The 11,577-nt window shown below is 71.8% G+C and carries 10 protein-coding genes; 8 read left to right on the top strand and 2 right to left on the bottom strand.

Going from position 1 to position 11,577, the window contains the following annotated elements; translation table 11 throughout:
• Positions 1-48: 48 nt before the first annotated feature.
• The gene (locus ACFWFI_RS34310) at positions 49-1,644 is read right to left on the bottom strand and encodes an ABC transporter substrate-binding protein (RefSeq protein ID WP_387398068.1); all 1,596 of its coding nucleotides are present in this window, start codon (positions 1,642-1,644) and stop codon (positions 49-51) included.
• A gap of 171 nt (positions 1,645-1,815) precedes the next feature.
• Between ACFWFI_RS34310 and ACFWFI_RS34305 the strand changes: the two genes are divergently transcribed.
• The 4 genes from ACFWFI_RS34305 to ACFWFI_RS34290 all read left to right on the top strand — a co-directional run bounded on the left by ACFWFI_RS34305 (position 1,816) and on the right by ACFWFI_RS34290 (position 6,610).
• Positions 1,816-2,547, top strand: a complete 732-nt coding sequence (locus ACFWFI_RS34305; RefSeq protein ID WP_387398066.1) for a FadR/GntR family transcriptional regulator — start codon at positions 1,816-1,818, stop codon at positions 2,545-2,547.
• Between the two features lie 188 nt (positions 2,548-2,735).
• Positions 2,736-3,740: an acetylxylan esterase gene (locus ACFWFI_RS34300; RefSeq protein WP_387398063.1), complete on the top strand. Its 1,005-nt coding sequence runs from the start codon at positions 2,736-2,738 to the stop codon at positions 3,738-3,740.
• A 137-nt stretch (positions 3,741-3,877) separates the two neighbouring features.
• Entirely contained in the window at positions 3,878-5,326 is a 1,449-nt protein-coding gene (locus ACFWFI_RS34295) for a sialidase family protein (RefSeq protein WP_387398061.1), read from the top strand.
• A gap of 24 nt (positions 5,327-5,350) precedes the next feature.
• Positions 5,351-6,610 (top strand): FAD-dependent monooxygenase, encoded by a 1,260-nt coding sequence (locus tag ACFWFI_RS34290; RefSeq protein ID WP_387398059.1) that lies wholly within the window; start codon positions 5,351-5,353, stop codon positions 6,608-6,610.
• Here the strand turns inward: ACFWFI_RS34290 and ACFWFI_RS34285 are convergent.
• Entirely contained in the window at positions 6,586-7,293 is a 708-nt protein-coding gene (locus ACFWFI_RS34285; protein WP_387398057.1) for a FadR/GntR family transcriptional regulator, read from the bottom strand. The two genes, ACFWFI_RS34290 and ACFWFI_RS34285, sit on opposite strands and share 25 nt — an antisense overlap.
• A gap of 164 nt (positions 7,294-7,457) precedes the next feature.
• Here ACFWFI_RS34285 and ACFWFI_RS34280 point away from each other — a divergent pair, with 164 nt between their 5' ends.
• From ACFWFI_RS34280 to ACFWFI_RS34265, 4 genes are all read left to right on the top strand, one after another.
• Positions 7,458-8,417 carry a dihydrodipicolinate synthase family protein gene (locus ACFWFI_RS34280; RefSeq protein ID WP_387398055.1) on the top strand — a complete coding sequence of 320 codons (960 nt, stop codon included), beginning with the start codon at positions 7,458-7,460 and terminating at the stop codon, positions 8,415-8,417.
• On the top strand, positions 8,414-9,358 hold the full coding sequence (locus ACFWFI_RS34275) for an ROK family protein (protein WP_387398054.1): 945 nt from the start codon (positions 8,414-8,416) through the stop codon (positions 9,356-9,358). The genes ACFWFI_RS34280 and ACFWFI_RS34275 overlap by 4 nt, the downstream gene beginning before the upstream one ends.
• The gene (locus ACFWFI_RS34270) at positions 9,355-10,035 is read left to right on the top strand and encodes an N-acetylmannosamine-6-phosphate 2-epimerase (protein WP_387398052.1); all 681 of its coding nucleotides are present in this window, start codon (positions 9,355-9,357) and stop codon (positions 10,033-10,035) included. Before ACFWFI_RS34275 ends, ACFWFI_RS34270 begins: the two co-directional genes overlap by 4 nt.
• Positions 10,036-10,098: 63 nt before the next feature.
• Positions 10,099-11,559, top strand: coding sequence for a sialate:H+ symport family MFS transporter (locus tag ACFWFI_RS34265; protein ID WP_387398050.1), 1,461 nt, complete (start codon positions 10,099-10,101; stop codon positions 11,557-11,559).
• Positions 11,560-11,577: the final 18 nt, after the last annotated feature.

The following is an 11,577-nucleotide window of genomic DNA, read 5'->3' as shown; positions in this document are numbered from 1 at the left end:
CCGGTGTACCGGGCCGCCGGGTGGGGCGGCCCGGACCGGGCGAGGGCGTCAGGCGCGGCTGACGTCCACGAAGGACAGGCCGGTGGTCGGCAGTGGCTTGAAGCCGGGCAGGGCCTTCTCGTTCCAGGCGGTGGGCAGCTTGCGGTGGAGGATCGGGTAGAGCGCCGCCTCTTCCGCGACCACGTCGGTGATCTGACCCCAGAGCTGCTTGCGCACCGCCTCGTCGGCGGCCTGGGCGGCCTTGTCGAGGAGCTGCTTGACCTGCTTGTACTCGGCGGTCCCGGACCAGCCGTAGCGCTTCTCCGGCCAGAAGCCGTAGTAGAACCACCGCATGAGGAGGTCCACGTCGTTGCCGAAGACCGAGGGGTCGCCGGGGGCCACCATGACCTCGAAGTCGCCCGCGTCGACCTTGGCCCACTGGGCCGGGGACTGGGCGATGTTCAGGGTGGCCTCGATGCCGGCCGCGGCCCAGCTCTCCTTGAGCAGCGGGGCGATGTCCTTGACCCAGCCGGTGTCGGTGGTCAGGACGGTGAACTTCAGCTTGGCCACGCCCGCGTCGGTGAGCAGCTTCTTCGCCTTGGCCACGTCGTGCGTGTAGACGGTGGCGGCCTTGTGGTGGTCGGGGTGCGTCGAGGGGACGTACCCGGTCGCGGCGGCCGCGTTGCCGACCATCGCGGTGGAGATGATCTTCTCGGTGTCCAGCGCGTAGTGGAGCGCCTGGCGGACCCGCTTGTCGGCGAACCGCTTGTCGGTGGTGTTGAACATGAGGAAGAGGAGCCCGAAGGACTGCACGGACTCGGTCTTCGTGGTGGCCGAGAGCCTCTTGACGTCGATGTACGGGACGTCCTCGATGGCCTGGACGCGGCCGGACTCCATGGCGCTGACGCGGGCCGACTGGTCCGACATCAGGCGCCAGATCATCTTCTTGGCCTTGGCCGGGTGGGGGCCGTTGTACGTGTCGTACTTCTCGAAGACGATCTTGTCCTCGCGGGTGGCCTCGATGAACCTGTAGGGCCCCGAGCCGACGGGCTTCGCGTCGAATCCCTTGACGTCCGCCTCGACGATCTTCTTCGGCACGATCCGGGCGACGGCGATGCGGGAGGGGAAGAGCGCGAAGGCGTACTTGAGCTTGAACTCGACCGTCTTGGTGTCGACGGCGGTGATCGTGTCGATGAAGGGCACGAACTGTGCCATCAGCGACGCGTTCTTCGCGTCCAGGATGCGTTCGAAGCTGAACACCACGTCCTCGGCGGTGACCGGGGAGCCGTCGTGGAAGGTCGCACCGTCGCGGAGGGTGGCCCGGTAGGTGGTGGCGTTGATCTTCTTCGGCATCTCGGTGGCGAGGGCGGGACGTGCCACGAGCGTGGCCGGATCGAGATCGACCAGGCCTTCGAAGATGTGCATGTTGGCGGCGTACGGCGTGGCGCCGGAGGTGATCATCGGGTCGAAGCCGGTCGACAGGGGATACGACAGACCGGCCTCGATCGTGCCGTTGCCGTCGCCCTCGCCTGCTGCGCCGTCGGCGGTCGAGGAGGGCCCGCCGCATGCGGAAAGGCCTGCCGTGATGGCCGCGGCCGCGCCGATGGCACTGGTGTAACGCAGGAAGGTGCGGCGCTCGACGCCGGCTGGCCTCAGCTCGGACACGGGTCCTCCAAGGGACTTCGAGGTCAGGGAATGAGTGGAGAGCGACCGTTTTCGATGGCTATCGGGGTGCCGATGAAACGATCGAGCATCAGACGTCAGATGTCTGATGCCTTGATAGCGTGGGAACGTAGCTTGACAATCGAGAGGGGTCAAGAGGTGGGGAGTTCACATATGTCCGGCACGCGACCCGGTCGCACCCTGTTGCGGCAGGAAGTGGTCGAGGGCATCAAGCGCTACATCCTCGACGAGCGGCTGCGCCCCGGGGACCCGCTTCCGACGGAGCCTGCTCTGTGCGAGGCGCTCGGCGCCAGCCGTTCGAGCGTCCGGGAGGCCGTCAAGATCCTCGCCGCCCTCGACATCGTCGAGGTGCGCCACGGTCACGGGACGTACGTCGGCCGGCTGAGCCTCTCCGCGCTGGTGGAGAGCCTCACCTTCCGCGGCCTGCTCTCCCCCGACGACGACTTCCAGGTGATGGCCGACCTCGTCGACGTACGCGAGCTCTTCGAGCGGGGCATGGCCGACCGGATCATCTCCTCGCTCAGTGCCGGGCAGCTCGACAGCCTGGACGGACTGGTGGCGACCATGCGCGCCACCGGTGCGGGCGAGGGACACGGCTTCGTCGCTGCGGACCGGGCCTTCCACGCCCTGCTCGTGGCCCCTCTGGGCAACGACCTGATCGGCCAGCTCTCGATGGCCTTCTGGGACGTGTACACGATCGTCGCGCCGCACCTCGACGGATTCACGCACGCCGACGAGACGGCGACGATCGTCGCTCACCAGAACATCGTCGACGCGGCCCGGGCGGGCGACGTCACCGCGTTCCTGAAGGCCCTCGGCGAGCACTACGAACCCGTCAGACGGCGGATCGCCGAGGCCAGGTCACGCGGGGTGGACCAGGTCTGACCGCGGGCCACACGCCTCCCGCCCCCGCCCCCGCCTCCGCCCCCGCCTCCGCCTCCGCCTCCGGGGCGGAGGCTCCCGCCTCCCGACACCCTTGACGACCGGCCGCCGCGCTCCCTAGGGTCCGTTTGCCAACAGGACATCTGACGTCTGTTGTCCAATCGCTTCCCGCACCCCAGAAGGGCACAGCCATGCCGTCGGCCGATCTCCCGCTCGAGGAATGCCGCGCCTACCGGCCCGAACTCCCGCTGCCCGGCGGCTTCGACGCCTTCTGGTCCGGCACCCTGGGCGAGGCGCCTCACGACGGCACCGCGAACAAGCCCCGGTACAAGCAGGTCGACTGCGGGCTGCCCCGGATACGTACGTACGACGTGAGCGTTCCGGGGTACGGCGGGCGCCCGGTGCGCGGCTGGCTGCACATGCCCGCCGGTGCCACCGAACCACTCGGCTGCGTCGTCGAGTTCCTCGGGTACGGGCGCGGCCGGGGGCTCGCGCACGAGGAGCTGATGTGGGCCTGCGCCGGATACGCTCACCTGGTCATGGACACCCGGGGCCAGGGGTGGTCGGCGGCGGGCGGAGTCACCGCGGACACCGATCCGGGAGCGGCCGGGACGGTACCGGGCTTCCTCACCCGGGGCGTCGAGAGCCCCGAGACGTACTACTACCGGCGGGTGTTCACCGACGCGGTCCGCTGCGTGGAGGCGATGCGCGAGCACCCCGAGGTCGATCCCGCCCGCATCGTCGTGACCGGGGTGAGCCAGGGCGGCGGCATCGCGCTGGCCGTGGCCGGACTCGTGCCGGGGCTGGCCGGAGTGATGCCGGACGTGCCGTTCCTGTGCAACATCCCCCGGGCCGCGCGGATCGCCGGATCGCCGCCGTACACCGAGATCGCCGCCTACCTCCGGCTCCACCGCGACCGCACCGACCCGGTGTTCCGCACCCTGTCGTACTTCGACGCGGCCCACCACGCCACCCGGGCGACCGCGCCCGCGCTGTTCTCCATCGCGATGATGGACGAGATCTGCCCGCCCTCCACCTGCTTCACGGCCTACAACCGTTACGCGGGTCCCAAGGACCTGCGCGTCTACGAGTTCAACGGGCACGAGGGCGGCACCGCGTACCACCGTGCGGAACAACTCGCCTGGGTGCGCGACCTGTTCGCCGGCCTCCCGACCGCGCCGGCCCACCCCTCCTGACCCGAGATCAGGGATCTGCGGATCCTCGCCACCGTCAGCCGTGCACCCCGTCCGTCCCCTGACGCGCCGGCCGATCGCGCCGCGCGCTCCCGCTCCATATCCGCACCTCTCCCCCCTCACGAGAAGAGAGACCGTTCATGCAGCGCAGAGTCACCTTCGCCATGCTGTCCGCCGCCGTCATGGTCGCCGCCGCGGCCGGTACCGCCCACGGCGCCCCCACCACGGCGGCAGCGGCCGGAGAACTCACCTCGCAGGACATCGCGACCCAGGGCGCCGGATCCCCCTACTACCGCATCCCGGCACTGACGACCTCCGTCAAGGGAACCCTGCTCGCCGCCTACGACTCCCGCCCCACGCTCGCGGACCTGCCCGGCAACCTCGGCATCGTCCTGCGGCGCAGCACCGACGGCGGGACCACCTGGCAGGCGCAGCAGGTGGTCCGCAAGGAAGCCGCACCGAAGGGCTTCGGCGACCCGAGCCTGCTGGTGGACCGCACCACGGGCCGTATCTTCGTCTTCTACGCCGCGTCCGTGAACCAGGGCTTCTTCGGCTCGGCCACCGGCAACGACGAGAGCGACCCGGACGTCCTCCAGGCCGACTACAGCTACTCCGACGACGACGGGGTGACCTGGACCCACCGCCGGATCACCTCGCAGATCAAGAACCCGGCCTGGGCGGGCATGTTCGCCGCATCCGGGGAGGGCATCCAGCTGCGCCGGGGCACGTACGAGGGCCGGCTGATCCAGCAGTACGCCATCCGCAGCAACGGCGCCAACCACGCGGTCAGCGCGTACAGCGACGACCACGGCGCGACCTGGAAGATGGGCAACCCGGTCGGCCCCGGCGGCGACGAGAACAAGACGGTCGAGCTCAGCGACGGCCGGATCATGCTCAACAACCGTTCCGCGCCCTACCGGACGGTCGCCCACTCCACCGACGGCGGGGTCAACTACACCCCGTTCGCGCAGGACACCAACCTGCCGGACCCGGCGAACAACGGCTCGGTCATCCGGTACGCACCGGACGCCGCCGCGTCCGACCCCCAGTCCTCGTGGCTGCTGTTCAGCAACACGGAGAGCACCTCCTCCCGGAGCAACCTCACCGTGAAGATGTCCTGCGACAACGGGAGGACCTGGCCGATCCGGAAGGTCCTCGACCCCGGCAGCGCGGCCTACTCGACGTTGACGCGGCTGCCGGACGGCCGGCTGGGTCTGCTCTACGAGCGGGACAACTACAAGAACATCACCTACTCCTCGTTCGACCTGAAGTGGCTCGGCGGCACCTGCGCGGACATCACCCTCACCCCGCCGGCCACCATGAAGGCCGGCACCGGCACGGAGGTGACCGTCCGGGTCGTCAACCGGATGGATGTGACGCGCTCGGCGGGCACGCTCGACCTGACGGTGCCCACCGGCTGGACGACCCGGCAGGTGGCGTTCCCGGCGCTCCGGCCCGGTGAGGGCGCGAACATAAAGGTCCCGGTCACGATCCCGTCGGGTGCCTCGGGGAACGTCGGACTCACCGCGGTCTACAAGGCCGACGGCAAGCAGGCCTCCGGCAGCAGGACGGTGACCGTCACCCCGTAACACCTCTTCCGTCAGGAGGTGTTGTTGCCCCGCTCGCACCCGGTCGGCTGCGACGATGAGGGCCGGCACCTCCCGGGACGACGGACAGGCGGCAGCGGCATGGCGGCGACGGGTTCACGGATGGGCGTGGTCGGCGGCAGCATCGCCGGGTGCGCGATGGCGGTCGCGGGCATCAGGGCGGGGGCGGAGGTCACCGTCTACGAGCGCAGCGGCGGCGAACTCCAGGGCCGGGGGCTCGGGATCGTCATCCCTCCCCCGCTGCATGAGCAGCTGGTCGCCGCGGGCTATCTGGACGCCGCCATGCCGACCGCCCCCGTGGCGACCCGCGTCTGGCTGACCCGGGCGCCCGGGGAGCGGTCGGCACGCGAGTTCGCCCGCCAGCCCAGTCCGGTCACCCCGTGCAACTGGGGTCTTCTGTGGGGGTCGTTGCGTGCCGCCACCACCGGCGCGCGCTACCACCGGGGGCGCCCCGTGACCTCCGTCGGACGGGCCCCCGCCGGGGGCGCCCTCGTGCGCACGGCCGAGGGCGAGGACACCTACGACATCGTCGTGGGCGCCGACGGCCACCGCTCGCTCACCCGCGGCGTCCTGGCCCCGGACCTGCTGCCCTCCCCCGCCGGGTACGCGGTGTGGCGCGGCACGCTTCCGGTGAACGCGTCGGCGGAGCACCGCCGGCCCTGGGAGCTGCTGCGGGGCGCGTGGGTGACGATCGGCTTCCCCGGCGGGCACGGCATCTTCTATCTGATCCCCCGGGGCGGGGGCGCCGGGCCGGACGACCGCCTGCTCGCCTACGCGATCTACGCGACCCCGCCCGCCGGGTCCCCGGGCGAGGCCGGGTACGTACGGCAGCTGGCCGAGGAGCACTTCCCCCGGGAGTGGGCGGACATCGTGGCCCGTGGTGAGCACACCGCGATGACCTGCCACCCGGTCGCCGATCTGCACGCGCCCCTCGCCGCGGACCCGCCGTTCCTGCTGGCGGGCGACGCGGCGGGGGTCACCCGCCCGCACACGGCGAGCGGGGCGGTCAAGGCGTTGCAGGACGCCCTCTGCCTGGAGGACGCGCTGCGGACGTCCGCCTCCCCCGCCGACGCGCTGCGGCACTACGCCCGCGAGCGGACCCCGGAGGGGGCCCGGCTGGTCGAGCTGGGCCGCAGGCTGGGCCGCGCGCAGGTGGAGCGGGCTCCGGACTGGACCGCGATGGACCAGGGTTCGGTCGACGCGTGGTGCCGCGCCACCCTCGCGGGCACGAGCAGCTACCTCTACGCGGACGCGGACACGGACTGAGGTTCGAGGCGGCCTCTGATGCCGTCGAAGTGGGTACGCATGGCGCGCACCGCACGCACACCGTCGGCAGCCGCGACCGCCTCGACGATCTCGTGGTGCTGGGAGCAGGTGACGGCAGGGTCCTGGTGGCCGTCGTCCATGTCCTCGCGCACCCGGTCCATGGCCGCCCAGAACGCGTCGAGCACCTCGCTGAGGAGGTGGTTGTCGAGCGAGGCGTAGAGCGCGAGGTGGAAGGCGCGGTCGGTGGTCCGGGCCACCCGGCCGCCGTGGGCGGCCTCGGTCTCCATCGTCGCGACGAGGCCCCGCAGCACGGCCAGGTCCTCCGCGGGGACGCCTGCGGTGACGGCGCCGACGAGTCCGGTCTCCAGCGCCTCGCGCACCTTCATCAGTTCCAGGAGGCCCGGCTCGCCCTGCCGGTGCCGGACGGCCGCCCGGAAGGCCAGTCCCTCGGCGAAGGGTGACAGGGAGAGCGAGCCGACGAAGGTCCCGAAGCCGCGCCGGATCTCGACGACGTTCATGGCCTGGAGCGCCTTCAGGGCCTCACGCACCGAGACCCGTCCGGCCGAGAACAGCTCCATCAGCTCGGCCTCGGTGGGCAGCGGGTCGCCCGGTCCGAGCCTGCGTTCGAGGATCAGTTCCTTGATCCTTCGCTCGATGTCCTGAGCCATGGTGGGGCGGGCCACAACGGTCCTCCTGGGTTGTCGCCGGTCACCGGCACCTCTTGACCGGTCGCCGGGGCATCTGTTTAAGGTGAGTCCAGACATAGGACATCTTACGTCCCACGTCTCGGTTCCGCCTCCCCTTCCGGCGACGGACCGGCTTTCCGAACAAGCTGGAGCCCTTCACCATGCCTTTGACCGCACCGCTGCACGGCGTCGTACCGCCGGTCTGCACCCCGCTCGACGACCGTGGGGAGGTCGACACGGCCTCCCTCACCCGGCTCGTCGGCCACCTCGTCGACGGCGGTGTGCACGGGCTCTTCGCTCTCGGTTCGACCAGCGAGGTCGCCTATCTGACCGACGCCCAGCGCTCCACCGCCCTGGAGACCGTGGTCACCGCGGCCGCCGGGCGCGTCCCGGTCCTCGCAGGGGTCATCGACACGACGACCGCCCGGGTCGTCGAGCACGCCCGGACCGCCGCGGAGCTCGGCGCGGACGCCCTCGTCGCGACCGCGCCGTTCTACACCCGTACGCACCCGAAGGAGGTCGCCGGGCACTTCCGCCGGCTGCGCGCCGCCGTCGACCTGCCCCTGTTCGCCTACGACATCCCGGTGGCCGTGCACTCCAAGCTCTCCGCCGCCCTGGTGCGCGAGCTCGCCGAGGACGGCACCCTCGCCGGCCTCAAGGACAGCAGCGGTGACGAGGGCGGGCTGCGCAGGCTCGTCGTGGAGCTCGGCGGGCGCGAGGGCCGTGCCCGGGGTCCCGTGCCGCACTTCAGCGTGCTGACCGGTTCCGAACTCACCGTGGACGCGGCGCTGCTGGCCGGGGCCGACGGTGTCGTGCCCGGCATCGGCAATGTGGACCCGGCCGGCTACGTCCGGCTCTACGACGCCGCGCGGGCCGGCGACTGGGCGCTCGCCGCCCGGGAGCAGGAGCGGCTCATCGAGCTGTTCGCCATGGTCGACGTCGGTCCGGAGCAGGACATGGGCCGCAGCTCCTCGGCGCTCGGCTCCTTCAAGGAGGCGCTGCGGCTTCTCGGTGTCATCGACAACGGCGCCACCGCCTTCCCGCAGATCCCGCTGTCCGCAGAGTCCGTCGCCCTCGTCGCGGAGCGGCTGCGCGGCGCCGGTCTCCCGCCGGTCCGATGAACGCGGCGGCGACCGGGGCCGCGGTGATCGGCCTCGATCTCGGCGGCACGAAGATCGCGGCGGCCCTCTTCGCCGCCGACGGCACGGTGCTGGCCCGGCACACCCGGCCCACCCCGGCCCGGGACGGCGCGGCCGCGGTGCTCGACGCGCTCGCCGCGGCGGCGGCCGAGGTGGACCCCGGCCGGCGGGCCACGGCGCTCGGCATCGCCGCGGCCGGGGTCGTCGATCCCCGCAGCGGGATGGTCACCAGTGCCACCGACTCGATCAGCGGCTGGGCGGGCACCGCGCTCGGCGCGGGCCTCGCGGACCGTACGGGTCTGGCGGTGGCCTGCGACAACGACGTACGCGCCACCGCCGGACCGGAGCTCGCCGCGATGGCGGACCGCCACGGTTCGCTGCTGTTCGCCGCCGTCGGCACGGGGGTGGGCGGTGCCCTCGCGGTCGACGGGCGGATGCTGCACGGCGCGTCCGGTATCGCCGGCCACCTCGGCCATCTGCCCAGCTCCGAGGCGGCAGGACTGCCCTGCACCTGCGGGGCCACCGGACATCTGGAGGTCATCGCCTCCGGTCCGGGCATCACCGCGCACTACGAGCGTCTCACCGGCACCCGGGTGGACCGGCTCGAAACGGTCGCCGGCCGTGCCGCCCAGGGAGAACAGGCCGCCGTACACGCCGTCACCACGGGGGCGACGGCCGCCGGACGGGTCCTCGGCGGCCTCGCCAACGCGCTCGGCCCCGACCGGGTCGTCGTCGGAGGCGGGGTCCCCCGGATCGGCGCGCTGTACGGCGACGCGCTGGCCGCCGCCTTCGCCGCCGAGCTGATGCCGCCGCTGCGCGGGCTCGTCCCCGAGCCGCCTCTCTTCGGTCACGACGCCGCCGTGCTGGGCGCCGCGGCTCTGACCACGACCCTTCCCCTCCACCACCCGGGAGCATTCCGATGACCGCACAGGATCTGGCCGACGCCCTCCGGGGCCGGTTGATCGTCTCCTGCCAGGCGCCCCCCGGCGACCCGATGCGGGAGACCTCCACCCTCGTACGCCTCGCCCTCTCCGCCGTCGCCGGCGGCGGCGCCGCGATCCGGGCCAACGAGCCGGAGGTCGTCGCCGCGATCGCGGACGCCGTGGACCTGCCGGTCATCGGCCTGTGGAAGGACGGCGACACCGGCGTCTACATCACCCCGACCGTCCGGCACGCTCTGGCGATCGTCGAGGCCGGTGCCGCCGTCGTCGCCGCCGACGCCACCGACCGGCCCCGCCCCGACGGCTCCACGTTCGCCGAGCTCGTCACCGCCGTGCACGCGGCGGGGGCCCTGGTCATGGCCGACGTCTCCACGCTCGCAGAGGGGATCGCCGCCGCCGGGCAGGGAGCGGACTTCGTCTCGACGACCCTGTCCGGCTACGTGCCGGGGACACCGGAGCAGACCGGCCCCGACCTGGACCTTGTGACATCTCTCTCGGCCGCGGTCTCTGTACCGGTCGTCGCCGAAGGACGTATCAATACCCCCGAGGAGGCTGCCCAGGCTCTCGCCCGCGGAGCCCACAGCGTCGTGGTCGGTACGGCCATCACCGCTCCCACCGCCCTGACCTCCCGCTTCGTCGCCGGCCTCGCCCGGCCCTGAGCAGCCCTCACCACGAGGGACGGCCGCCCGGCAACGAGCGCCGTCCCGCACCAGGAGCGCACCGTGCAGAAATCACCCTCCACGCTCCCCTGGTACCGCGAGGTGAGCGGTACCCAGTGGAAGTCCTTCTTCGCCGCCTGGATCGGCTACGTCCTCGACGGCTTCGACTTCGTCCTGATCACGCTCGTCCTCACCGAGATCAGCGACGACTTCGGCCTGAGTACGGTGCAGGCCGCCAGTCTGATCTCCGGCGCCTTCATCACCCGCTGGCTGGGCGGCGCCGTGCTGGGAGCCATCGGTGACCGGTACGGCCGCAAGATCTCGATGGTGCTGAGCATCCTGCTCTACTCGCTGGGCACCTTCGCCTGCGGGTTCGCCTGGAACTACCACAGCCTCTTCGCCGCCCGGCTGGCCATCGGCATGGGCATGGCCGGCGAGTACAGCGCCAGCGCCACGTACGTCATGGAGAGCTGGCCGGCCCGTGTCCGCAGCCGTGCGAGCGGCTTCCTGATCTCGGGATTCTCCGTCGGCTCGGTCCTCGCCGCCCAGGTCTACAACTGGGTGGTGCCCTCGCTCGGCTGGCGGTGGATGTTCTACCTGGGCCTGATACCCATCGCGGTCGCGCTGTGGATGCGGCGGGCCCTGCCTGAGGCCGAGGAGTGGACCGCGGACGTCGCGGACCAGGGCGCCAAGCCCAACCCGTTCCGGCCGTTGTTCCGGACCCCGCGGCTCGCCGTGGTCAACGCCGTGCTCGTGGTGGCCGCCACTCTCTCGCTGTTCCTGGTCTTCACTCCGGGCGGCGAGGGCCTCGTGCCGGTGCTGTCGGTGGTGGCGGGCCTGGCCCTCGTCGCGTTCGCCGTGCAGCTGGGCGGACGGCGGGGCCGGCTGCTGTACGTGTCGATGATCGTGACGCTGTTCTTCGCGTTCCTGTACTCCTGGCCCATCCAGGCACTGCTCCCCACCTATCTGAAGACCGAGCTGGGGTACACCACGGACCAGGTCACCGACGTCCTCTACTTCGCGGGCTTCGGAACCATGATCGGCTGCTGGGCGGCGGGCTTCCTCGGCGACTGGATCGGCGCCAGGAAGGCGTACGCGCTGACGCTGCTGGCCTCGCTGGCCTTCGTCTACCCGGTGTTCGCCGTGAAGGACAACCTGCTGGTGCTCGGCTGCCTGCTGTTCCTGCTCCAGGCCACCAGCTTCGGTATCTCCGGGCTGCTGCCGCGGTACATCGGCGGCCACTTCCCGACGGCGGGCCGAGGCGCCGCGCTCGGCTTCACCTACAACGTGGGAGCACTCGGCGGGGCCGTGGCACCGGTGCTCGGGGCGCACCTGGCGTCCGGGATGGACCTGGGCCGGGCGCTCGCGGTGCTGACCTTCGCGGGGACGGTGATCGTGGTGTTGCTGGTCGGCTTCGACGTGCCCGCACGGCTGAACCGGCTGACGGACCCCGACGCACAGGTGGACCACCTGGCCGAGCCCGACCGGGCCGCGGAACCGGAGAAGGCGGACCGCGTCGGTTAGCTCCGCTCCACGCGCAGG

The sequence above is a fragment of the Streptomyces sp. NPDC060209 genome (assembly GCF_042728155.1).
Lineage (GTDB): Bacteria > Actinomycetota > Actinomycetes > Streptomycetales > Streptomycetaceae > Streptomyces.
This window is presented reverse-complemented; position numbering and strand designations above follow the sequence as displayed.